The organism is Pseudomonas sp. 2FE, assembly GCF_005503735.1.
GTDB lineage: Bacteria > Pseudomonadota > Gammaproteobacteria > Pseudomonadales > Pseudomonadaceae > Aquipseudomonas.
Genome location: NZ_SCMO01000001.1, coordinates 383,479 through 407,518, shown reverse-complemented (window position 1 = coordinate 407,518; position 24,040 = coordinate 383,479). Strand labels below are relative to the sequence as shown.

Here is a 24,040-nt window from a genome sequence, read left to right as displayed (position 1 = left end):
CGCCGAAGGCCGGCGACACTCCCCATGCCGCATGCCCCGCCCGCTTACACGAGCGCCCTGGCGCAAACCCCAGTTATGCCACTTTCGGAGAAAGCGATTACTCGCCGTAGACGTCGAATTTGAAGTACTTGTCCTGCACTTCTTTGTACTTGCCGTTGGCGCGAATAGCGGCGATGGCAGTGTTGAACTTCTCAACCAAAGCCTTATCGCCCTTGCGCACCGCGATACCGGCGCCGTCACCGAAGTACTTCACGTCGGTGTAGTCCGGGCCAGCGAAGGCGAAGCCCTTGCCGGCGTCAGTCTTCAGGAAGCCGTCGTCGATGTTGACCGAGTCAGCGATGGTTGCGTCCAGGCGGCCGGAAGCCAGATCCAGGAACACTTCGTTCTGCGAGCTGTAACGCACGACTTCAACGCCTGCCGGGGCAAACACTTCGGTGGCGAAACGGTCGTAGATGCTGGCGCGCTGCACGCCAACCCTCTTACCTTTCAGATCCACCAGCGGATCTTTGATCACGCTGCCGGCCTTCATCGCCAGCTTCGCCGGGGTCTTGTAGTACTTGTTGGTGAAGTCGACCGACTTCTTACGCTCTTCGGTGATACTCATCGAAGACAGCACGGCGTCGAACTTGCGGACTTTCAGAGCCGGAACCAGGCCGTCAAACTCCTGCTCGATCCACTGGCACTTGACCTTCATCTCTTCGCACAGCGCGTTACCGATGTCGTAGTCAAAACCGGTGATAGCGCCGTCAGGCGTCTTGCTGGCAAAAGGTGGGAAAGCCGCCTCGATACCGATACGCAGCGGCTTGGCATCGTCGGCCATGGCCAGAGACGACAGGACGGACAGCGCCAGGGCGCCGAGAAGCGCGATCTTCTTCATCTTATGACTCCTTCGAGTGGGTGTGGCTTCTGTTGGCAGAGTTGGAGATCGCCCAGGCCGTCCGTGAAGTATAGAAAGAGTCACCGTCTTTGCAGTGCGCTAGGCGGCATGCAAGAGGCTACGGCTGGGTGAGCGGCATTCTAACGACAGCCCAAAAGCCGATATTTCTCCAATGCGACAACTAGTTACAAAAGACTCCAGCAGCCTTGCCAGGCATATTGACAGGCACTCTAAAACCTGGAGCACCAGAAAGAATTGACAACCAATGACAAAGGCAATAATCGCGCCATATTTTGCAAAACCCTTATATTTCGGCACTTTCAGCATATCTAAAGATTCTCAACCAGCCTAAACAAGCAGCCAAACAGCGCAAGCTGTTTCCGTACACCCCGCCAAAGTGCGCGCTGTTACCCAGTGTGTTACGTCCACCAAGCCCTTCGCTCAGCCGTGCAAGCCAGCCCATAAAGCCGATATCAATCCCCATCAATCGGCGATTTATAGCTCGAGTCCGCAGACTGCGAGACAACTACCAAGGCCGAAACGAAAAGGCCCTGCCCCAGCTTGTGACTGGAGCAGGGCCTGGTAACAGCTGCCTTTTAGGCGGCCTGCATACTGCGGTGTGTGTCGATCAGGTGTTGCACCACGCCGGGATCGGCCAGGGTGGAGATGTCGCCGAGCCCCTCATATTCGGCGGTGGCAATCTTGCGCAGGATGCGGCGCATGATCTTGCCCGAGCGAGTCTTTGGCAGCCCCGGTGCCCACTGGATCACGTCCGGTGCGGCGATCGGGCCGATTTCCTTGCGTACCCACTGTTTGAGTTCCTGACGCAGCGTTTCGCTCGGCTCTTCGCCACTGTTGAGGGTGACGTAGACATAGATGCCCTGACCCTTGATGTCGTGCGGCATGCCGACCACCGCGGCTTCCGCCACTTTCGGGTGGGCGACCATGGCACTCTCGATCTCGGCGGTGCCCATACGGTGCCCCGACACATTCAATACGTCATCCACCCGACCGGTGATCCAGTAATAACCGTCCTCGTCGCGCCGCGCACCGTCGCCGGTGAAGTACATGCCCTTGAAGGTCTTGAAGTAGGTGTCGACGAAGCGCTCATGGTCGCCGTACAGGGTGCGCGCCTGGCCCGGCCAGGAGTCGATGATCACCAGATTACCCTCGGCCGCACCCTCGATCAGGTTGCCGAGGCTATCCACCAGGGCCGGCTGCACGCCGAAGAACGGCCGCGTCGCCGAACCCGGCTTGAGCGCGGTAGCGCCCGGTAGCGGGCTGATGAGGATGCCGCCGGTCTCGGTCTGCCACCAGGTATCGACGATCGGGCAGCGCTGCTGCCCCATGGTGCTGTAGTACCAGTGCCAGGCTTCCGGATTGATCGGCTCACCGACCGAGCCGAGCAGACGCAGGCTGGAGCCGTCGGCGCCCTGCACGGCCGCATCGCCCTGAGCCATCATGGCGCGGATGGCGGTCGGCGCGGTGTAGAGAATATTGACCTTATGCTTGTCGATGATCTTGGAAATGCGGGTGACGTCCGGGTAGTTCGGAATGCCCTCGAACAGCAAGGTAGTGGCGCCATTGGCCAGCGGCCCGTAGACGATATAACTGTGGCCGGTGACCCAACCCACATCCGCGGTACACCAGTAGACCTCGCCCGGCTTGTAGTCGAACACCCGCTCATGGGTCAGCGCGGCGTACACCAGGTAACCGCCGGTGGTGTGCTGCACGCCTTTCGGTTTGCCGGTCGAGCCCGAGGTGTAGAGGATAAACAGCGGATCTTCGGCACCCATTTCCTTGGGCGCGCAGTGGCTGGAGGCGACCGCCATCAGGTCCTCGTACCAGACGTCGCGATGCGGGTTCCACTTGATGTCGGCCCCGGTGCGCTTGCAGACGATGAGCTTCTGCACGCTGCTGGTTTCCGGATTGGTCAGCGCGTCGTCGACGTTGGCTTTCAGCGGTGTTTTCTTGCCGCCGCGCAGACCTTCATCGGCGGTGATGACGATCTTCGACTTGCAGTCGATGATCCGCCCGGCCAGCGCTTCCGGCGAGAAGCCGCCGAACACCACCGAATGCACGGCACCGATACGGGTGCAGGCGAGCATCGCCACCACCGCTTCCGGAATCATCGGCATATAGATGGTCACCACATCGCCGCGATGCACGTCCTGGCCGCGCAGGGCGTTGGCGAATTTGCAGACCTGCTCGTGCAGTTCACGGTAGGTGATGTGCTTGTGTTCCGAGGGGTCGTCGCCTTCCCAGATGATCGCCACCTGATCGCCACGCTCGGCCAAATGCCGATCCAGGCAGTTGGCCGAGACGTTGAGGGTGCCGTCGGCGAACCATTGGATATCAACGTGGTGGTCGTCGAAAGAGGTCTGCTTGACCTTGCTAAAGGGCTTGATCCAGTCGAGGCGCTGCGCCTGTTCGCGCCAGAAGCCATCGGGATTGATCACCGATTGCTGGTACAGGGCTTTGTAGCTGGCCTCATCGGTCAGCGACTGAGCCGCCACCTCGGGACGCACGGGATACAGGGAAGCAGCACTCATCGGGAAATACCTCAGCGGGCAGTTGTTGTTTTATGGCGCCTTTTGTAGCTGCTGCGTCCCTCAATAACCATTCGACCATGGTCTTACCAGTCGTAGCACCCGGTAGGCGGCGCGCCCACGTGCCCTTGCCCCAGCATCGCAGCCACGGCCGCTCACAAATCAGCTTGGCGCCCTGCGAGCCCCAAACTAAAAAGGGCGACCCTAAGGTCGCCCAGTCAATCATTCCGAGAGAGAAACACCTAGACACTGGCGCCCTGAAGAACGGGTTCCAGACGGTGTCGCTGCACCCCTGTTCGGCCTAGACGGACGGCCTATGAAGCAGCGGACCGCTCACCCTCCTCCTCGCCCACAGCACCCGCCGCACTGGCGACTGTAAAAGCCACGGCGCAGGCCAGCAACGAGAACACCGCAAAAGTGCCCATCACATACAGGTAAGGCAACACATGATTCCACGCTCGAGCCACGCCCAAGAAAGCGGCGAATAGCCAGCCGCTCATGGAGAGCGCGCCCAAGAGAGCAAGGCGGGTACGGGCGGAACTGTGCAACAAGACGAAGGGAGCCTTTTGCAGCAGGGGGAAACCGACTCGATGCAGCAACGCGCCGTTCAGGCTAAGCAGCGCAACAACGGTCACCTTCGCCCAGAGCTTCTGATTGAGCAGATACGTGGCCCCCTCATTGAGGTAACCCTGGAGCACCAACAGCAGGCCACTTCCCCAAAGAGCCAGCAGCGCCAGGGTGACGATCTTCTGAGTTTCCTCGAGATACTCACGCTGCGCCTGATCCAACGCCTCCCTGCGCCAACCCCAGAGCTTGTGATCGGCCTGCAGCACCCGCCCCAGGGCAATACAAGTGGCGAGCAGATGGCCGTATACGAGTAGCATTTTAAGCATTGCCTTAACCTTATTTTTATTCGGGCAATGCACTCCCTGCGCCCGCGCTAAATTGAAACTAAATGATACATATTTGTATTTATCGTGACAAGCCTCCGGCCCTCCCCCATGAGCGGAAACGCCCACGCTCAAGCGCGAGGCGAAATGCCTCTTCGAAGCGATCGAGGTCCAGAACCGAAAGGCAAGACGCCGCCGAACACCGCGGGAGCCGACGAGCGCGGCAGTGATTTCAGGGCGCGAGGAGAATAAAAAAGGGCGACCCTAAGGCCGCCCATTAAGTCATTCCGGGAGAGGAATGTTGGAAACATCAGACATCCAAGATCACGCAAGATTCGGATAGACGCTTTGTACAGGGCACATCGGCGTGGGGCCATAGCACCAAGGTCTAACAGGCCGTTGAAAAACTACCTACGTTGCCGATACGGCGTTAAAAACGGCCTCAAAATGCTCATTTACAACACGTAAACTGCGCTTTTTCGGCCGTTTTTGCCTTGTCTCGGCTGCCTCGCCTACATTTTTCAACGGCCTGCTAATGGTCACCGCCGATTGCCGCCGATGCCGCCCCTCTCACCAGCACCACAGGGATGCGTACTGCCCCGACGCCTCCGGGGACACCGTCTGCTCCTGGATGGGCGGATAGGCCTCGCCGCCCGCGCATTGCCAGCGGTACACGTAGTCCTTGCGACAACCGAACGCCGGGTCGCCGATCACCTGGTGGTCCACCAGGTAATCGCAGCGCTGCTTGCCCTCGCAGGCGTCGGCAAGCTGCTGAGTCACCCCTGATGGGCTGCCACAGTTGCCGCCGTAAACCGCGCTGATCACCACTATCTTGCCGTGCTCGGCGGAGGGCGGATTCGCCCCGTCATCTCCAGTTCCAGCTTCGGCACCGGCATCGCGCAACAGGCTGCGCAGGCGCGCGATCGCGACATCGCGGCTGCCCATGGTCCAATTGCCGTTACAGTCCTGCCAATGATTGGGATAAAGGCGCACGCCCTCCTCCAAACATTCCAGGCCCGCCCGCCAGCGGGCGATATCCTCGGCGCTAGCGCCGGATTGTCCGCCACCACCACTACCACCGGAGGTCGGGTCCGGGTCGGCGGAGGCGCGGTCCAGCTCGCGGACCTCGGTTCGCAGCTCCTCCATGTCATCTTCGATTTTGCGCAGTTCCTCGGTCAGCTGCTGGCGGTACGGAGCGATGAGCTCGTGCATCTGATCGAGCCGGCTCTCGGCCGCGTCCTGGGTCATCCGCCCCGAACCGGTCATCAGCCGCAGCCGATCGACATAGTCCTGTTGCTTGATCGGCAGCAAAGGCCCGCCAAGGTCGCCGGGGATGAAGAAATAATTGCCGCTTTCGGCCAGCTCGAGCTGCTGATCGAGGAGATTGCGCTGCTGCTGGAGATCGTCCAATTGCTCCTCGATCTGCGCCAAGCGCGGGTTGCTGTCCGCGACGGCAAGCGGGCCGAGGATCAGGACCAGCACAGCCAGCCAAACGCCCCAGTACCGCTCGGGATGCCGCAGCCAGCCGACTCGTGGATTCGACGGTTCATCGTGCATGGCATCCTCCGCTGCGATCAGGCTCCCGAGGGTTAAACCTAGACGCTCGCAGGGGATGCCGCCACTCACTCGGCTGCTCGGCGCACAAATCCTAGGGCGGGTTGCCCTACTCCTTGCCCAGCCCATGCTGGCGCAGCTTGTTGGCGATGGTGGTATGCGACACACCGAGGCGCTTGCCCAGCTGACGACTGCTGGGGTACTCGGCATAGAGCCGCTCCAGCACGGCCTTTTCGAAACGCCCGAGAATCGCCTCCAGCCCGCCCTCGAGGGAGAAATCACCCAGCGGCTGCGGCGCGCCATAGTCCGGCAGGCGGATATGCTCGGGCTTGACCGTGCCGCCATCACAGAGCGAAACCGCCTGAAACAGCACGTTCTCCAACTGCCGTACATTGCCTGGCCAGTGGTAGTGATTGAGTCGCTCAAAGGCTTTCGGCGCCAGCTTGGGTAGCGGGCACCCGATCTGCCGGCTGGCCTGATCGAGAAAGTGCTCGGCCAACGGCGCCAACCCATCCAGGCATTCGCGCAGCGGCGGGATATGCAGGCTGAGTACGTTGAGGCGGTGGTAGAGATCCTGGCGGAACTCGCCTTTCGCACAGAGCTCGGAGAGATCCACCTGGGTCGCGCAGATGACCCGCACATCCAGGTACACCTCCTCGTCGCTACCGACCCGGCGGAAGCAGCCATCTTGCAGGAAACGCAGCAGCTTGGCCTGCAAGCGCGGGCTCATCTCGCCGACGCCATCGAGGAACAAGGTGCCGCCCGCGGTCAACTCCAGCAGGCCGAGCTTGCCCTCGGGACGAGCCCCTTCGAAGGCGCCCGGACCGTAGCCGAACAGCTCGGTCTCGGCCATGGATTCCGGCAGCCCGGCGCAGTTCAGCGCCATAAACGGCGACTGCCCGCGCGGACTGGCCAGGTGACAGGCGCGCGCCAACAGCTCCTTGCCGGTGCCGGTCTCGCCCTCGATCAGCAACGGCGCATCCAGCGGCGCCATCCGCCGGGCTTCGCGCACCACCGCGGCCATGACTTTCGAGCTCTGGAAGATGCTGTCGAAGCCGCGCAGCTCCTGCTTGCGCACATGGTAGATGCGCTCACCGACCCGGTCGGCGCGGTGCAGGGTCAACACCGCGCCGGCCAGGGCCTCGCTTTCGTCGTGCTCGGATTGCAGCGGGGCGATGTCGGCGAGAAACACATCGCCCTTGACCTTGACCCGCAGGCCATTGATCCGCGACTTGTTTGCCCGCACCAGCTCGGGCAAGTCGAAATCTTCGGCGTAGCGGGACAACGGAATCCCCGGCACCTCATCCACCCGCACCCCCAGCAACTGCGCCGCCGCACGGTTGGCCGCGACTATCGAGCCGCCCATGTCGATCGACAGCACCGGAAAATCCAGCGCGCCGAGCAAGGCATTCAACTCCAGATGACGGCGCTCGCTGGGCATCAAGCCGACGCGCTTGACCCCGAACACGCCGGGAATCGCCTCGAACTTGGCGCGCAGCGACTGGAACTGCAGGTTGATCAGGTTCGGGCAGTGCAGATAGATGGCGTTGCCCTGCTCGCCGCCGACCTCGCCACGGGCGACGTTGATGCCATACTCGACCAGCAGATTGAGGATGTCGCGCAGGATACCGACGCGGTTCTGGCAGTGGACTTTGATTCTCATCGCAAACGCCCTGTTATCGCTGCTTGTGGCGGGCCAGCAGTGTTTTTTTCGCAAAATCACTGCAGATTTTCGTCAAGAATATGTGACAGATGCTTGCGCCAGCAAGGCTGAAATCCGCAACCTCGCCAAGATCGTAACTATATCTTTACGAATTTATCGGTATTTCCTGCCGACCCGAGCCGCTAGCCGGCTGCGCAGCGCAACGCTCTGCGGTATTGCTAGGTCAACACAACAACAACGCGCTGCGGCATCGCGACCGCGCAGGAGACCGTATGAAAACCACGCAGTACGTGGCCCGCCAACCCGATGAGCACGGTTTTATCCACTACCCGGAAGCCGAGCATCAGGTGTGGAACACCTTGATCAGCCGCCAGTTGAAGGTGATCGAAGGCCGCGCCTGTCAGGAGTATTTGGACGGTATCGAGCAGATTGGCCTGCCCCATGAGCGCATCCCGCAACTCGGCGAGATCAACAAGGTGCTCGAGGCCACTACCGGTTGGCGCGTGGTGCGGGTGCCGGCGCTGATTCCGTTCGAGACCTTTTTCCAACTGCTGGCCAGCAAACAATTCCCGGTCGCCACCTTTATCCGCACACGGGAAGAGCTGGACTACCTGCAAGAGCCGGACATTTTCCACGAGATCTTCGGCCACTGCCCGCTGCTGACCAACCCCTGGTTCGCCGAATTCACCCACACCTATGGCAAGCTCGGCCTCCAGGCCAGCAAAGAGCAACGCGTCTACCTCGCCCGCCTGTACTGGATGACCATCGAGTTCGGCCTGGTCGACACGCCGCAGGGCCGCAAAATTTATGGCGGCGGCATCCTCTCCTCACCGAAGGAGACGCTCTACTGCCTGTCCGACCAGCCCGAGCACCAGGCCTTCGACCCTATCGAAGCGATGCGCACGCCTTACCGCATCGACATCCTGCAACCGCTGTATTTCGTGCTGCCGGAGCTTAAGCGGCTGTTCGAACTGGCCCATGAGGACATCATGGCGATGGTGCCCAAAGCCATGCAGCTAGGTTTGCACCCGGCGAAATTCCCGCCGAAACAGGCGGCCTGAACGATATCCGGACACGAATACCTGGACACGTAGGCTGGGTAGAGTCGCGTAGCGACGAAACCCAGCGCATAGCATCGAGCTGGGTTTCGCTACGCTCTACCTAGACTACCTAGACAGCAAACGCCTACAAGAAGGAACCCACCATGACCGCTTTGACCCCCTCCGCTCTGAATCAGGCCCACTGCGAAGCCTGCCAAGCCGGAGCCCCGCAAGTCAGCGATGCCGAACTGCCCGAATTGCTGCGGCAGATTCCGGACTGGAATATCGAGGTTCGTGACGGCGTGATGCAGCTGGAAAAGCTCTTCCTGTTCAAGAACTTCAAGCAGGCCCTGGCCTTCACTAACGCCGTCGGCGACATCTCCGAGGCCGAGGGCCATCACCCCGGCCTGCTGACCGAATGGGGCCAGGTCACCGTGACCTGGTGGAGCCACTCGATCAAAGGCCTGCACCGCAACGACTTTATCATGGCCGCCCGTACCGACGAGGTCGCGAAAACCGCGGAGGGGCGCAAGTGAAACACTTCCACGCGATCTCCCGCGTGCCCGGCGACCCGATTCTCGGCCTGATCGAGGCCTTTCGCGCCGACAGCAATCCGGCCAAGTTGGATCTCGGGGTTGGCGTGTACAAAGACCCCCAGGGTCATACACCGATTTTGCGCGCGGTGAAGCTGGCCGAGCAGCGCTTGGTCGACAGCGAAACGACCAAGAGCTACATCGGCGGTCATGGCGATGCGCTGTTTACCACGCGCCTGGCCGAACTGGTGCTCGGTGGCGACTCCGCACTGCTGCGCGAACAGCGCGCCGGCGCCACGCAAACACCGGGCGGCACCGGCGCCCTGCGCCTGACGGCGGACTTTATCGCCCGCTGCCTGCCGGGCCGTGGCATCTGGCTGAGCGACCCGACCTGGCCGATCCACGAAACGATCTTTGCCGCAGTTGGGCTCAAGGTCGGTCACTACCCCTACGTCGGCAGCGACAACTGCCTGAACGTCGAAGCCATGCTCGCCGCCCTCGGCCAGTTGCCGCTCGGCGACGTGGTGCTGCTGCACGCCTGCTGCCACAATCCGACCGGCTTCGACCTGTCGCACGACGACTGGCGCCGGGTGCTGGAGGTGGTGCGCGCCCGTGAGCTGTTGCCGCTGATCGACTTCGCCTATCAAGGCTTCGGCGATGGGCTGGACGACGACGCCTGGGCGGTACGGCTGTTCGCCCAAGAACTGCCGGAGCTGCTGATCACCAGCTCCTGCTCGAAGAACTTCGGCCTCTACCGCGAACGCACCGGCGCCTTGATCGTCTGCTGCGAAGATGCGGAAAAACTACTGGATGTGCGCAGCCAGCTGGCCTCCACCGCCCGCAACCTGTGGTCCACCCCGCCGGCCCATGGCGCTGCGGTGGTCGCGCAGATCCTCGACGACCAGGCCTTGAAAACCCTCTGGGTCGATGAAGTGGAAGGCATGCGTCGGCGCATCGCCGAACTGCGCCTGGGCTTGGTCGAAGCCCTGCAGCCTTATGGCCTGGCCGAACGCTTTGCACATATCGGCATCCAGCGCGGGATGTTCTCCTACACCGGCCTCACGCCCCAGCAGGTGCAGCGGCTGCGCGATGAATACAGCGTGTATATGGTCGGTTCCGGCCGTGCCAACGTGGCCGGGATCGATGCCAGCCGGCTCGACGACCTGGCCCGCGCCATCGCCCAGGTCTGCGACTGATCCGACGTAGGGTGGACATGGCGTCGGCCTTGTCCACCGCTCAAGGCGGCGGACAAACCGCAAGCGGTATGTCCGCCCTACCTCCCGGCGCACGGTCGAGCCCGTAGGGTGGATTCGCCGCAACGCGGCAATCCACCGCCACCACACAGCCCGAGGTGCATTGCCCTGCGGGCAAATGCACCCTACCGACAAACTCAGTAATCCACCTTGCCGCGCCCGGCCTTGATCGAGCCGCGCTGGCTCTTGCCTTCCAGCCGACGCTTCTTCGAGCCCAGGGTTGGCTTGGTCGGACGGCGGGCTTTTTCCACCTTGGCGGCACTCAGAATCAGCTCCTTTAGCCGCTCCAGCGCGTCCGCGCGGTTCTGTTCCTGAGTGCGGTACTGCTGTGCCTTGATCACCACCACGCCATCGCCGGTGATGCGGCTGTCGCGCAGCGCCAGCAGGCGTTCCTTGTAGAACGGCGGCAGCGACGAGGCGTTGATGTCGAAACGCAGGTGTACCGCGCTGGAGACCTTATTAACGTTCTGCCCACCGGCGCCCTGGGCGCGGATGGCGCTCAGCTCGACCTCGGCATCGGGCAGATGGACGTTGTTGGAAATCACCAGCATGACGAAAGCACATAAAAGGAAAGAGGCGGCCAGGATAACCCGAGCGCCTGCGCAAGCATTCATCCAATCCAACCCACAATCCCGCCCTGCTGAAACAACAAACCCGGCTCTAATAGCCGGGTTTGTTGTTTAGCGTACCGATCAAGTACCGGCCGACTGTTGCGCGGTTACTCGACTGCCGAACTGGCGCCGAACAGATCCGCCGTGGCTTTAGCTTTGGACAGCTTGAGGCGGTAGCAACCCCACATAAACACCAACCAGAACGGAATCGCGTAGACCGACACCTGGATCCCTGGGATCAGCAGCATGACGCCGAGGATGAACAGCACGAAGGCCAGGCACAGGTAGTTGCCGAAGGGGTACCAGAAGGCACGGAACCCCGTGCGCACAGCATCGCGATCCATCTGCTGGCGGAACTTCAGGTGTGAGTAGCTGATCATCGCCCAGTTGATCACCAGCGCCGCCACCACCAGCGACATCAGCAGCTCCAGCGCGTTCTGCGGCACCAGGTAGTTGACCACCACCGCGAGGAAGGTCACCAGCGCCGAGAGCACCAGCGCACGCACCGGCACGCCGCGCTTGTCGACCTTGGCTAGCGACTTCGGCGCATCGCCCTGCTCGGCCAGGCCCAGGAGCATGCGACCGTTGCAGTAGGTGCCGCTGTTGTAGACCGACAGCGCGGCGGTGAGCACCACGAAGTTGAGGATGTGCGCGGCGGTATCGCTACCCAGCATCGAGAACACCTGGACGAACGGGCTGCCGCTGTAAGCGTCACCGGCACTGTTGATGTTCTGCAGCAGGGCATCCCAGGGAGTCAGAGAAAGCAGTACCACCAGCGCGCCGACGTAGAAGATCAGGATGCGGTAGATCACCTGGTTGATCGCTTTCGGGATCACGGTCTTCGGCTGGTCGGCCTCGGCCGCGGTGAAACCGAGCATCTCCAGGCCACCGAAGGAGAACATGATGAAGGCCATCGCCATCACCAGACCTTCAAGCCCGTTGGGGAAGAAGCCGCCATGTTCCCACAGGTTGCTCACCGCAGCCTGCTCGCCGCCAGCACCGCTGAACAGCAGGTAGCAGCCGAGCACTATCATGCCGATGATCGCCACCACCTTGATCATGGCGAACCAGAACTCCGCCTCGCCGAACAGCTTGACGTTGGCTAGGTTGATCGCGTTGACCATGACGAAGAACACCGCCGCGGTGGCCCAGGTCGGGACATCCGGCCACCAGTAATGAATGTACTTGCCGACCGCGGTCAGCTCCGACATACCCACCAGGATGTACAGCACCCAGCAGTTCCAGCCCGAGAGGAAGCCGGCAAAACCGCCCCAGTACTTGTGGGCAAAATGGCTGAAGGAGCCGGCTACCGGCTCTTCGACGATCATTTCACCAAGCTGGCGCATGATCAGGAAGGCGATAAAACCGCAAATGGCGTAGCCGAGGATCATCGACGGGCCGGCGGATTTCAGTACCCCGGCCGAGCCGAGGAACAAACCGGTGCCGATGGCGCCACCGAGGGCGATCAGCTGGATATGGCGATTCTTCAGGCCGCGTTTGAGCTCGCCTGAGTGAGGAGTGTCATGCTGCATTGGTACGTCACCTTTTGTTTTTATCTGTGACGGGATCGGACCCGCCGCGCTTGTGGTGCGGCGGAATTCAGCAAGGCGGGTAAGCCTTAGTTTCGGAGCCCCTACTGCGCGTCGGGCTGCACCTCCGGAGCGGCGTTTTTAAATGCTTCTAGGGATTCACAGCGGGCGACCAGATCGAGGATGCGCGGGTACGCATTGAGGTCACAGTTAAAACGGCGCGCATTGTACACCTGCGGAATCAAGCAGGCCTCCAGATAGCCCGGCCGCTCGCCCAGTGACAGACGACCGGGCAAGCGCAGCAGTCCCTGCTCCACGGCCGCCAGGCCGACGTCCACCCAGTGCCGATACCAGGTGTCTTTCGCCTCGTTCTCAACCCCCAAGGTGCCGGACAAGTATTGCAACACCCGCAGATTGTTCAGCGGGTGGATATCGCAGGCGATATGCAGCGCCAATGCGCGCACCTGCGCGCGCTGGGCCGGATCGCTCGGGAGCAGTGCCGGTTGCGGGTGGGTTTCTTCCAGGTATTCGAGAATCGCCAGGGACTGCGCGATCTTCGTCTGGCCATCGACCAGCAGCGGCACCAAACCTTGCGGATTCAGCGCCAGGTAGTCGGCCGAATGCTGCTGGCCGCCATCCTTGACCAGATGCACCGGCACTTGCTGGTAGGCCAACCCCTTCAGGTTAAGCGCGATGCGTACCCGATAGGCGGCGCTGGAGCGCCAGTAGGAATAGAGAGTCAGCATGGACATCCTTCCTCAGGTAGTGGTCTGAACCGCGGGATCAATGCGGGTATTTTTCCACCGCCTGCTCGATGGCGCCGAAGATGCTTTGCCCATGGGCGTCGAACATCTCGATGCGCACCCGGTCACCGAACTTGAGGAACGGGGTTTTCGCCTCGCCGTGCTCGACGATTTCCAGCATGCGCTTTTCGGCCAGGCAGCTGGAACCGGCGCTGCGGTCATAGTTCGACACGGTGCCGGAGCCGATGATGGTGCCGGTTCCCAGCGGCCGGGTCTTGGCGGCATGAGCGACCAGGGTCGGGAAGTTGAAGGTCATGTCGACGCCGGCATCCGGCTGGCCGAACAGCTGGCCGTTGATCTGCGAGACCAGCGGCCGATGCACCTTGCCCTCGCGCCAGGTATCGCCCAGCTCGTCCGGCGTCACCGCCACCGGCGAGAAACTGGAGGACGGCTTGCTCTGGTAGAAACCGAAGCCCTTGGCCAGCTCGCCGGGAATCAGATTGCGCAGCGACACGTCGTTGACCAGCATCAGCAACTGAATGTGCGCGGCCGCTTCGGCCGCCGAGGCGCCCATCGGCACGTCGTCGGTGATCACCGCCAGCTCGGCCTCCAGGTCGATGCCCCAGGCCTCGTCGGCCATGCGAATCGGGCTGTGCGGCGGGATAAAGCTGTCCGCGCCGCCCTGATACATCAGCGGGTCATGCCAGAAGGATTCCGGCATCTCGGCGCCTCGGGCCTTGCGCACCAGCTCGACGTGGTTGACGTAGGCACTGCCATCGGCCCAGTGATAGGCGCGCGGCAGCGGGCTGGCGCAGGCGCCCTGCTCGAAGGCGAAGGCGCCGGCCTCCAGGCCATCGTTCAGCCGTTGGTACACCGCGTCCAGTTGCGGACGCTTAGCCGCCCACTCATCCAGTGCCGCCTGCAGGGTCGCGGCAATCGCCGGGACTTTCACCGCACGGCTGAGGTCGCGGGAGACCACCAGCAGCACGCCGTCACGGCCTTGATTCAGAGATGCGAGTTTCATAGTTCAACCTGTAGGGTGCGCCCTGCGCACCACTTGTCTGGGCGATGATCAAGGTGCGCACGGCGCACCCTACTTCAACTGTCTTTCCCTGGCGCACGCCAGGAGTTCACGTATTCGGGGACATCGACCTGCGCGGCGGCCGGGTCTATCTCCAGGGCACGACGGCTGTCGATCATCACCGCCACTTCGTCGGCGAAGTTGGCCGGGGCGTCCTGGCTCTTCTTCAGCGCCTTCGGGTGCGGCCCGTGGGGGAAGCCGCAGGGGTGCAAGGTGACCATCCCGGCCTCGATGTTGTCGCGGCTGAAGAAGTTGCCACGGTGGTAAAACAGCACTTCGTCGTAGTCGTCGTTGTTGTGATAGAACGGCACCTTCAGCGCACCTGGGTCACTTTCGACCGGGCGCGGACAGAACGTGCAGACCACGAAGCCGTTGGCCACAAAGGTGGTGTGCGCCGACGGCGGCAGGTGATAGCGATGGCTCATCAGCGGGCGGATATCCCGCCAGTTGAGACGCACCACGGTGTTGTCGCCATGCCAGCCGACCACGTCCAGCGGGTTATACGGATAGGTCACGGTGCTGATCTGGTTGCGCCGCTTAATGCGCACCTGCCAGGTGTTCTCGTCCTGCTGGGCCTTGAACGCGTCGTCGAGATGCGGATGGTCGAGCACCGCCGGATCGAAGATCGCATGCGGGCCAACCAGGCCCTTGTCCGGCAGTTGATAGGCACCGTCGGTGTTCTCGATCAGCAGCATAAAGGTCGGCTCACTGGCCTCGATGCGCCAGGCGGTGCCACGCGGCACCATCAGGTAATCGCCGTCGCGGAACTCCAGGTGGCCGAAGTCGCAGTAGAAGTGCCCCGCGCCTTCGTGAATAAACAGCAGGTCATCGCCGTCGCCGTTGCGTACCAGGTGGCGCATGGCGCCGTTGGTCTTCCACACCCGCAGCTTCATGTCGCCGTTATGCAGGGTGACCGGCGCTTCCAGCGGGCAATCGCGCTCGCTGGAGAGCTGGTTGAAGTTGAAGGCGTGGGGCCGCAACGGCCCCTCCCAATCGATCCAACCGGTGGGCGGATGCTTGTGGTGCAGGTGTGAAGCCGGGCCGAAGAAACCTTCGCGGCCCATTTCCCGCTCATAAGTGCCTGCCGGGAAATCGCAATGCGCCTGCCGTGAGCACTCGCCTTCACGCAGGGGGAAGCTGATCCATTTACGGCTCATGTCAGAACTCCATCGTAGGGTGCGCTGTGCGCACCATTACCTCGGCCCCGGTGCGCGCGGCGCACCCTACGCCAGGCACCAGGTCACTCGGCCTTGAGAACGCCGCGTTTGACCTGATCCTCCTCGATGGACTCGAACAAGGCCTTGAAATTGCCCTCGCCGAAGCCCTGATTGCCTTTGCGCTGGATGATCTCGAAGAAGATCGGGCCGATCACGGTATTGGTGAAAATCTGCAGCAGGATGCCGTCGTCACCCGGCGCACCGTCGATCAGGATGTTCAGTTCGCGTAGCAGGGCAGTGGGCTCGGTGTGGCCGGCGACGCGTTGATCGACCTTGTCATAATAGGTGTCCGGCGTTTTCATGAAGTCCACACCGTTGGCGCGCAGCTTGCGCACGGTCTCGTAGATGTCCTCGCTGGCCAGGGCGATGTGCTGGATGCCTTCGCCGTGGTACTCGCGGATGAACTCTTCGATCTGCGATTTATCGTCCGCCGATTCGTTGATCGGGATACGAATCTTGCCGCAGGGCGCGGTCATGGCGCGCGACAGCAGGCCGGTGAGTTTGCCTTCGATATCGAAGTAACGGATCTCACGGAAGTTGGCGATACGCTCGTAGAAGCCAGACCAGACGTCCATCTGCCCACGCTTGACGTTGTGGGTCAGGTGATCCAGTTCGATCAGGCCGACCGCATTGTCCTGCGGCGTGCGGCCTTCGATGTACTCGAAGTCGACGTCGTAGATGGTCTTGTCACTGCTCTCGTTGGCATAGCGATCGACCAGGTACAGCAAGGAGCCGCCGATGCCCTCGACGCAGGGGATGTTCAGCTCGCCGAAGTTGGCGTGGCTGCCGACCAGTGTGGCGCCCTGGGCTTCGACATAGGCGGCCGCCTGGGCCGCATTCTTGACCCGGAAGGCCATGGCGCAGGCGCTCGGGCCGTGCTTCTCGCCGAACTCACGGACATGGCCGGTCGGGCTGCCGTTGAGGACGAAATTGATGTCGTTCTGCTGGAACAGAAAGACCTCCTTGGAGCGGTGCTTGGCGGTTTCGGTGAAGCCCATGGCGGTGAACAGCTCACGCAGCTGCTGAATGCCCTCGGGCGTCGGCGCGGTGTATTCGACGAATTCGAAACCGTCGGTACCAATCGGGTTGTGCTGCTCGATCTTGTTCACGGCGTTCATTCCGCCTCCTCGTTGTTCTTGTGGGCGCACCGCCCTGCCCTTGAGACAGCGACGGTGTGGATAGCCTCATAACAACCCTTGCCCGAGGGTCGGACAAGCGCAGTGCCGGGCCTTATCGGGGCTTGCGCTCGGCCTATATGGCAAATTTTCCTTACAACATTGAAAAGCGCCGAGAGCCCTCACTGCAGCGGCTTGCCATCCGTAACGATTATTTGCCAAAGCGGTGCGCTCGGCTGCCAGGTTACTCGCCCTGAACGTACAGGTCGCCAACCGGAGGCTGTGCCGAACCGTGCTCCAGGCTGGCATTGGCCGAGTCGCTTGTTAGCCTGTTATAGCTGGTGAACGGCTGCGGTCGGGCGATGGCATATCCCTGGGCATAGTCGACGCCCATGTCGCTCAGCGCCTGAATGATCTGCGGCGTTTCGACGAACTCGGCGATGGTGCGTTTGCCCATCACGTGGCCGATGTGGTTGATCGACTCGACCATGGCGCGGTCGATCGGGTCGTCGAGCATGTCCTTGACGAAGCCGCCGTCGATCTTCAGGTAGTCCACCGGCAAATGTTTGAGGTAGGTGAAGGAGGACATGCCGGCGCCGAAGTCGTCGAGCGAGAAACGGCAGCCCAGCGCCTGCAGCTCGTTGATGAAGCGGGCGGCGCTGGCGAGGTTGGCGATGGCGCTGGTTTCGGTGATCTCGAAGCAGATCAACTGCGGTGGAATCCTGTACTGCTCGAACTGCTCGCGCAGGAAGTCGAGGAAGGCCTCGTCGCCGAAGGTGGTGCCGGACAGGTTGATGGCGCAGGTGGCGATCGGCTCGACCTGCGCGCCGGCCAGCCGCGCGGCGAGGATGCCGAAGGCGTTCTTCACCACCCAACGGTCGATCAGCGGCATCAGGCCATAGCGCTCGGCGGCCGGGATGAAGCGGATCGGCGGCACCAGCTGGCCCTCCTCGTCGCGCAGCCGCAGCAGCAGTTCGAGATGAGTGCCGCCACCCTCGCCCTGGCCGAGCCGGGCAATTTCCTGGGCGTACAGGCAGAAGCGCTCCTCCTCCAGCGCCTGATGGATGCGCTGCACCCAGGCCATCTCGCCGAAGCGCAGCGACAGCTCTGAATCATCCGGGTGATAGACCTGCACGCGGTTGCGGCCTTTTTCCTTGGCCATATAGCAGGCCAGGTCGGCCGCCCGCAGCGCCTCTGCCAGCGTGGTCCGCGCCTGCGCGATATGCACCAGGCCAATGCTCACGCCGATGTTGAAGGGGCGCCCGCCCCAAACGAAGGGCAGGTCCTGCACGCTCAGGCGCAACAGTTCGGCAATCTGGGCGGCCGGTCCGGGCGGGCAGTTTTCCAGGAGGATGCCGAATTCATCGCCGCCCAGCCGCGCCAGCGTGTCGCCTTCGCGCAGGCGCCGTTGCAGCAGGCTACAGACCTGGCGCAACAGCTGGTCGCCGGCGGCGTGGCCACAGGTGTCGTTGACCACCTTGAACTGGTCGAGATCGAGGAACATCAGCGCGTGCTGCCCCGGATGGCGGTCGAGCTTGCCCAGCGCCTGCTCCAGCCGATGTTCGAACTCGCGGCGGTTGGCCAGGCCGGTGAGCGCATCGTGCGACGCCTGCCAGGACAGGCTGGCGATGTACTGGCGCTCGCGCGTCATGTCATGGAGCACCAGCACCGCGCCAGCGATCTTGCCGTCGATCTGGATAGGCGCGCCGACCAGCGCAACGGCCACCGTGCTGCCATCGAGGCGGACCACCTGCTGCGCGTGGGCGCTGCCGCCGTCGATCTTGCCGTCGAGGATCTGCTCGATCAGCGTCAGGCCCTCCTGCTGGCTGTCCTCATCGACCAGGCGAAACAGCGACAGCAGCGGCAAGCCGCGGGCCTGCTCGGCCCGCCACGCGGTAAGCCGCTCGGCCGCCGGGTTCATGTACTCCATGCGCCCGACGCTGTCGGTGCTGATCACCGCGTCGCCGATCGACGCCAGGGTGGTCTGCGCACGCTCCTTTTCCGCGTGCAGCGCGTGCTCGAACGCCTGACGCTGGGCCAGCAGCTTGCTCGTGCGCAGCACCGCCAGCAGGATCAGGATGGCGGCGGTGGCCAGGTTGGCCGCCAGCAGCAGCCGCTGGATGAAGCGCGAGCCTTCGCCGAGCGCGTCGGAAAAGGCCTTGGCGATCGGCGTGACGCCAGCGTTGATGGCATAGATCTGCGCCTTCCAGCGGCTGATCTCATCGCTGCCGGCCAGGCCGCCGGCTATGCCGGCGTGCATCGCCGCGGCCACGCCGGTCAGCTCCAGCAGGTAGCGGTCGCCGACGACCCAGTGCTCGATGGCTTTTTCCAGATAGCTGAAGTGGCGGAAGTTGCGGAACAACCAGATCAGGCCGGGAATGTCCTGCGGATGGTTGCCGCCCCGTAGGAGGCCGGCGCGGGCCGCTGCCAGATCGGGGTCGGGACGCTCGAGCGCGAGCCGCGCGGCATGATCGCCCAGCGGGATGGCGATGGCCGCCTGGTAGGCACGGTAGTCGGCTTCGAGGAAGTTGTCGCTGTACCGGCAGAGGGACTGGATGGCCTCCTTCTGCCCCTTGGACCACAGGCTCTCGCCACCAACGTAGGCGCGCACCGAGGAGAGCAGATCCAGGCTCAAGCCCGCGAGCAACGCCTGCAGCAACACGATAGCGATGAAGGGCCAGATAAGCCCGAACAGGCGGGGTTTGTCGCGAATCCGTTTCTGCCTCATTGCATCCCTTCCCTATTCAGGCGAACGCCAAGCGATCGGGAGCCGTTCGTACCGCCCCCCTTCCCGACCCGCTCATGGTCCTCTTACGCAGGCCCATGCACGGCTCTAAACCGCAGCGTATCCGCAAGACGGCCCCCGAGTGGCGACAACAGACAGCCTCAGTCTAGCGGGAGAATTTCCGCAGCGCCGGCCGGTGGCCATCCCTCGGCAAAACCGGCTTGCACTGGGCAGTGCTTTCATTGCGCTGCCAGGAACTGGCCAGCGCCTTGGATTGGCATGGCCGGTTGACTCCAGCGAATGAGCACAGGGGCAGCCCATCGCTATGACTTTCAATAGCGGCTCCCACCCATTTGACGCGGGCCATGGGCCAGAATCACCTCCGCAACCGAGCAGGCCTCGCGCCCGCTATTTGCTCTCAGGGGGCGGTTGGCGTGACAAGAGCACGTTGAGCAGGTTGTCCTGAAAGTTAATGTTGCTGGTCAGGAACGCGTGGTCCTCGCACAGGAAGAACGCATAAGCCACCGGCAGAAAACTGTCCTCGTTCTGTGGCGCGCCGGGGTCCAGGGTCTCGCGCGCCAGCAGCGACGGCTTGGTGACGCGGCCATCGCCGGGCTCGATCATCAGCTCGTCGTAGGGCACACCGGGCCGGGGCGCGGCAATGTCTGCTGGCGTGAGTCGCACCGTGTCGCGTCCATTGAGCTGCTCCACCAGCAGCCGGGCAGGCGTCATGTGGCAGCCACCGCCAAAGAGCACATAGCGGATTGGCGACACCGGCTCGGCCACGGACAGCATCCAGGCCAAACGCCGTGCACGCTCCAGCTGAGAAACGAAATAGCGCTGCAGCGCCGGCGCGTCGGCAGCGGTGGCCAGGCTGGGTTCGTAGACCGACCAAGCCATGCGCTGCCAGGTGTTGGGGTCAAACAAGTCGTCGTGACGAGGCTTGCCCTCGATGTCCACCAGCCAGTTGTTGAGCGGGTGGGGAAATAGCTGATAGCCACTGGGAAAGGTGGCCAGAGTGCGCGGCGAAATACGGTTCCACCCGACCTTTTCGCCACTGATGAAGGCGTGCAGTGAGCTGACCGACCCCAGGTTGGGCGTGCCCAACAACACCAGTTTGCGCACCCGGTCCGCCCCATCCATGGTCACCTGCTGGGGCGCGCCGTCCAGCACATCGCGGGTGCCAAAGCGCAGGTAGTAGCGCGCGATCAAGCCACCCATGCTGTGCGCCACCACATCGACGCGTAAGGTCGGGTCGGCGTAATCACGGCGCACGGCCGCAATCAGCCGATCCAGTTCCCGCACGCTGCGCAAGGTGTCTTGCCGCCAGTCGTAGGAAAGGACGTAGTAGCGTCGCTCGCCCTTGCGCGCGGGTGTCCCGGGCTGGGCGCGCGCATAGCCACCAAATTGCGTCAAGGTTCGTAAAATTGGCCGGTAAAAGTCGCGCCGCAGCGCCTGCTCGGCAATGCCCGCAGCTTCCAGCCGCGAAGGCCGTGGCGTATTCGTTTGCGGATCGATTTCGAGGGCCAGCTCCGGGTAAGAGGAGAACAGAATGCGCCACCACGGCCCCGGCCAAATCTCTTCGCCGCTGACCCGGTCGCGCAAGCGGGTGCCAAAGGCACCCGGGATCAAGATGACCGGCGCGGCTTCGGCGTCGGTGGTGCTGAGCTGGTAGAGCCGTTTCAGGTCGGGGCGCGGTGACTCGCTGCAGCCCAGCAGGCCCGCCGCAAGCACCAACATGGCGACCAGCCGTGCGGCCGACTGCGCCAGACTCCGGCGGACAGAACTGTCAGAGTGCATGGGCGAAGCCCCGAGGCTACGATGTTTTCACCGAAGCTCCTGGCGAATGGCCAGCTTCAGGCCGGACCACAGGTCGTTGACCGCGCAGGCTGTCATTGCCCCCTGGCCAGTGAGAGTGTCGCCGCTGGCGGCACCCGTCAGGATATTGGTGCCTTCAATACCGCTTACAGTGGCCATGAGCACGCTCCTTCAACGTTGGCGGCATCTTGACGGTATGAGTCTAGTGCGCGGCGAATACCCAGCCATCTTTCATTTGCAGGAACTGGAAAGCCTTTCGTCCGCAGCCGCCTGCACGTTCTGGCCCTCCTCGCCCGTTTTACGGGGCGAGGAGGCATGCTTTTAGAGCCGCAGGCTCGTGTGCCGATGAGCGCCTGAACGCTCCGCGTTCAGGCCGGGGCGCGGAGCGGGGGCTGGGGGCGAGAGGATATAAGGCGCAGACGCCTGCTTGAGTGAACGGCATTCAGGCTGGACTGCGCTAACCCTGTTGCAGGTGGCCGTACAGCTTGGCGTACAAGCCGCCCTCGGCGATCAACTGCTGATGATCACCATCCTCGGCGATGCGCCCGCCATCGAAGACCAGCACCCGATCCGCCTGTTTCACCGCCGACAGGCGGTGGGCGATGATCAAGGTGGTGCGGCCGTTGAGGAACTGGCCCAGAGCCTGGTGCAGGGCGTATTCGGTGGCGGCATCGAGGGCCGAGGTGGCCTCGTCGAGGATCACCACTTTCGGCTCGGCCAGCACCATCCGCGCGATCGCCAGGCGCTGGCGCTGGCCACCGGAAAGGCGTACGCCGGAGCGCCCGACAATGCTCTCCAGACCTTGCGGCAAGGCGCGAATGGTCTGCGCCAATTGCGCGATTTCCAGCGCGCGCCAGCAGGCCTCATCGCTGCGCTCACGACCCATGGTCAGGTTCGCGCGTACCGTGTCGTTGAACAGCGCGGGATGCTGCAGCACCACCGCGACCTGTTCGCGCACGGTTTCCAGGCCGATCTCTTCCAGGCTGCAACCGCCATAGCGGATGCTTCCGGCCTGGGCCGTGTAGAGGCCCAGCAGCAGTTGCACCAGGGTGCTCTTGCCGCCGCCGCTGGCACCCACTATGGCGACCTTCTCACCCGCGGCGATGGCGAGGTTCAGCTCATCCAGCACCGGCTCATCGTGGTAGGCGAAGGTCAGGCCGCGCACCTCGATACCGAGCGTGTCGCGCCCGTCGAAGGGATCGACGCCACCTCGATATTGCGGCTCATCGGCCCGCGCGAGCAGCTCGTTGATCCGCGTCAGCGCGCCACCGGCGGCGTAGAAGGCATATTGCAGATTCAGCAGCTGTTCGACCGGGCCGATCATAAACCACAGGTAGCTGAACACCGCGAGCATCTGGCCGATCGACAGGTCGGAGAACAGCACGGTGAGCATCGCCGCCGCCCGGAAAATATCGATACCGAACTGGAACAACAGACCGCTGGCGCGGCTGGAGGCATCACTCTTCCATTGCGAGGCCACCGCATAGTTGCGTACCTCTTGGGCGCGTACACCGAGGCGGCCGAGGAAGAAGCCCTGGCGGTTGCCGGCACGGATTTCCTGGATTGCGTCCAAGGTCTCGGTGAGGGCCTGGGTAAAGCGCGAGGTGCTGTCGTTCTCGAGCTTCTTCAGATGCTTGACCCGTTTCCCCAACTGCACCGTGGCGTAGATCACCAAGGGATTGAACAGCAGGATCAACAGCGCCAGTTGCCAGTGCATCCACATCAGGATGCCCGCGGTGCCGGTCAGCGTCAGCACCGCGACCAGGAAGCGGCTGAGGGTTTCGCCGACGAACTTGTCCAGGGTGTCGAGATCGGTGACCAGGTGGGTGGTCACCGTGCCACCGCCGAGGCTTTCGTATTCGCCGAGGGAAATCCGCTTGAGCCGCTCGATCAGGCGAATGCGGATACGGTAGACGATGTCCTTCGACAAACGGGCAAACAGCCGCGCCTGCACCACGTTGAAGACCAGCGCCGAGCTGCGCAACAGCAAGGTCAGCAACACCATCAGGCCGATGTAGCCGACGGCGCTCTCCCAACTGCTGGGCAGGAAACGATCCATGACCTTGAGCGCCGCGTCGCCCTGCTTGAGCAGCACTTCGTCGACCAGTAACGGCAGCAGCAGTGGAATCGGCACGCTGCAGAGGGTCGCCAGCACCGCCACGCCATTGGCAATCAGCAAGGCTTTTTTGTGGCGCAGGGCCAGCCGGCGTATTTCCGCCCAGCTCAGCCGATCAAGCATGCGCGCCCCGCGCCAGCCAACGCGCCAGCAGCGGTGCCAGTTCGCTGAGCGGCTGATAGCCATTGGTCAGCAGGGCCAGTTGGCCATTGCGTTCGGCGAGCACGGTGGGGAAGCCGGCGATGCCCAGATCCTGCACCCAGGTGAAATCGGCGGCGGTGGCGGCGTGCTGTTCGGCACTGTCGAAGGCCGTCGCGAATTCGATGCGCGGCAAGCCGGCCGCTTCCGCGAGTTCGACCAGCACGCTGGCCTGTGTGACGTCGCGGCCTTCGGCGTAGAAGGCCTGCTGAATGCCCTTGACCAGCGGCCAGACGCTGGCCGGATCGAGGGAGCGCGCGGCGACCAGGGCACGGCAAGCCGGCTCGGTGTCGTAGACGAAACCCTCCGGCAAGGCGCCATCGAACCTGAACGGCTGCCCGGTGGCCTGCGCGACCGCCTGCCAGTGCTCAAGAATATAGCGCTGGGTGGTCGGCTCCAGCGCCGCGCCACTGCCGGTCCGCAAGCCGCCGGCCACCATGTGCAGTGGCACGCCCGCGGCCTGCGCCTGTGCGGCGAGCGCCTCGAGCACCGGCGCGAAACCCCAGCACCAGGAGCACATGGGGTCCA

19 protein-coding genes are annotated in these 24,040 nt (G+C 63.1%); 3 read left to right on the top strand and 16 right to left on the bottom strand.

Translation table 11 applies throughout. The features are described 5' to 3' along the window. Positions 1-97: 97 nt before the first annotated feature. From FFS12_RS02005 to FFS12_RS01980, 5 genes are all read right to left on the bottom strand, one after another. The gene (locus tag FFS12_RS02005) at positions 98-877 is read right to left on the bottom strand and encodes an ABC transporter substrate-binding protein (RefSeq protein ID WP_137885298.1); all 780 of its coding nucleotides are present in this window, start codon (positions 875-877) and stop codon (positions 98-100) included. A gap of 596 nt (positions 878-1,473) precedes the next feature. After that, on the bottom strand, positions 1,474-3,429 hold the full coding sequence (acs, locus tag FFS12_RS02000; RefSeq protein WP_137885297.1) for an acetate--CoA ligase: 1,956 nt from the start codon (positions 3,427-3,429) through the stop codon (positions 1,474-1,476). Between the two features lie 311 nt (positions 3,430-3,740). Further along, the gene (locus FFS12_RS01995) at positions 3,741-4,319 is read right to left on the bottom strand and encodes a hypothetical protein (RefSeq protein WP_137818517.1); all 579 of its coding nucleotides are present in this window, start codon (positions 4,317-4,319) and stop codon (positions 3,741-3,743) included. Between the two features lie 567 nt (positions 4,320-4,886). After that, positions 4,887-5,873, bottom strand: a complete 987-nt coding sequence (locus FFS12_RS01985; protein ID WP_137885296.1) for a hypothetical protein — start codon at positions 5,871-5,873, stop codon at positions 4,887-4,889. 106 nt (positions 5,874-5,979) lie between these two features. Next, the gene (locus tag FFS12_RS01980; RefSeq protein WP_137885295.1) at positions 5,980-7,533 is read right to left on the bottom strand and encodes a sigma-54-dependent transcriptional regulator; all 1,554 of its coding nucleotides are present in this window, start codon (positions 7,531-7,533) and stop codon (positions 5,980-5,982) included. 272 nt (positions 7,534-7,805) lie between these two features. Here FFS12_RS01980 and phhA point away from each other — a divergent pair, with 272 nt between their 5' ends. From phhA to FFS12_RS01965, 3 genes are all read left to right on the top strand, one after another. Next, a complete protein-coding gene (phhA, locus tag FFS12_RS01975; RefSeq protein ID WP_137885294.1) occupies positions 7,806-8,594 on the top strand; it encodes a phenylalanine 4-monooxygenase in 789 nt (262 codons plus the stop codon). Between the two features lie 143 nt (positions 8,595-8,737). Then, positions 8,738-9,109: a 4a-hydroxytetrahydrobiopterin dehydratase gene (locus FFS12_RS01970; RefSeq protein WP_137885293.1), complete on the top strand. Its 372-nt coding sequence runs from the start codon at positions 8,738-8,740 to the stop codon at positions 9,107-9,109. Then, positions 9,106-10,302 carry an amino acid aminotransferase gene (locus tag FFS12_RS01965; protein ID WP_137885292.1) on the top strand — a complete coding sequence of 399 codons (1,197 nt, stop codon included), beginning with the start codon at positions 9,106-9,108 and terminating at the stop codon, positions 10,300-10,302. The genes FFS12_RS01970 and FFS12_RS01965 overlap by 4 nt, the downstream gene beginning before the upstream one ends. Before the next feature lie 194 nt (positions 10,303-10,496). Here the strand turns inward: FFS12_RS01965 and arfB are convergent, their stop codons facing one another. The 11 genes from arfB to FFS12_RS01915 form a co-directional block, all read right to left on the bottom strand. Continuing rightward, complete coding sequence (arfB, locus tag FFS12_RS01960; protein ID WP_137885291.1) at positions 10,497-10,910, bottom strand: alternative ribosome rescue aminoacyl-tRNA hydrolase ArfB; 414 nt, start codon at positions 10,908-10,910, stop codon at positions 10,497-10,499. Positions 10,911-11,077: 167 nt separating this feature from the next. Further along, positions 11,078-12,502 (bottom strand): amino acid permease, encoded by a 1,425-nt coding sequence (locus tag FFS12_RS01955; RefSeq protein WP_137885290.1) that lies wholly within the window; start codon positions 12,500-12,502, stop codon positions 11,078-11,080. A gap of 101 nt (positions 12,503-12,603) precedes the next feature. Beyond that, the gene (maiA, locus tag FFS12_RS01950; protein WP_137885289.1) at positions 12,604-13,245 is read right to left on the bottom strand and encodes a maleylacetoacetate isomerase; all 642 of its coding nucleotides are present in this window, start codon (positions 13,243-13,245) and stop codon (positions 12,604-12,606) included. Between the two features lie 37 nt (positions 13,246-13,282). Further along, entirely contained in the window at positions 13,283-14,266 is a 984-nt protein-coding gene (locus FFS12_RS01945; protein WP_137885288.1) for a fumarylacetoacetate hydrolase family protein, read from the bottom strand. Positions 14,267-14,340: 74 nt separating this feature from the next. Beyond that, positions 14,341-15,480, bottom strand: coding sequence for a homogentisate 1,2-dioxygenase (locus FFS12_RS01940; protein ID WP_137885287.1), 1,140 nt, complete (start codon positions 15,478-15,480; stop codon positions 14,341-14,343). Positions 15,481-15,563: 83 nt separating this feature from the next. Further along, on the bottom strand, positions 15,564-16,658 hold the full coding sequence (hppD, locus tag FFS12_RS01935) for a 4-hydroxyphenylpyruvate dioxygenase (protein ID WP_137885286.1): 1,095 nt from the start codon (positions 16,656-16,658) through the stop codon (positions 15,564-15,566). Positions 16,659-16,899: 241 nt separating this feature from the next. Then, positions 16,900-19,383, bottom strand: coding sequence for an EAL domain-containing protein (locus tag FFS12_RS01930; protein WP_137885285.1), 2,484 nt, complete (start codon positions 19,381-19,383; stop codon positions 16,900-16,902). A gap of 405 nt (positions 19,384-19,788) precedes the next feature. Continuing rightward, a complete protein-coding gene (locus tag FFS12_RS01925) occupies positions 19,789-21,120 on the bottom strand; it encodes a hypothetical protein (protein WP_171011792.1) in 1,332 nt (443 codons plus the stop codon). A gap of 87 nt (positions 21,121-21,207) precedes the next feature. After that, positions 21,208-21,357: a hypothetical protein gene (locus FFS12_RS19815; RefSeq protein WP_171011791.1), complete on the bottom strand. Its 150-nt coding sequence runs from the start codon at positions 21,355-21,357 to the stop codon at positions 21,208-21,210. Positions 21,358-21,655: 298 nt separating this feature from the next. Further along, the gene (locus FFS12_RS01920) at positions 21,656-23,437 is read right to left on the bottom strand and encodes an ABC transporter ATP-binding protein (protein WP_137885283.1); all 1,782 of its coding nucleotides are present in this window, start codon (positions 23,435-23,437) and stop codon (positions 21,656-21,658) included. After that, positions 23,430-24,032, bottom strand: a complete 603-nt coding sequence (locus tag FFS12_RS01915; RefSeq protein WP_171006442.1) for a DsbA family protein — start codon at positions 24,030-24,032, stop codon at positions 23,430-23,432. The genes FFS12_RS01920 and FFS12_RS01915 overlap by 8 nt, the downstream gene beginning before the upstream one ends. Between the last annotated feature and the right edge of the window lie 8 nt (positions 24,033-24,040).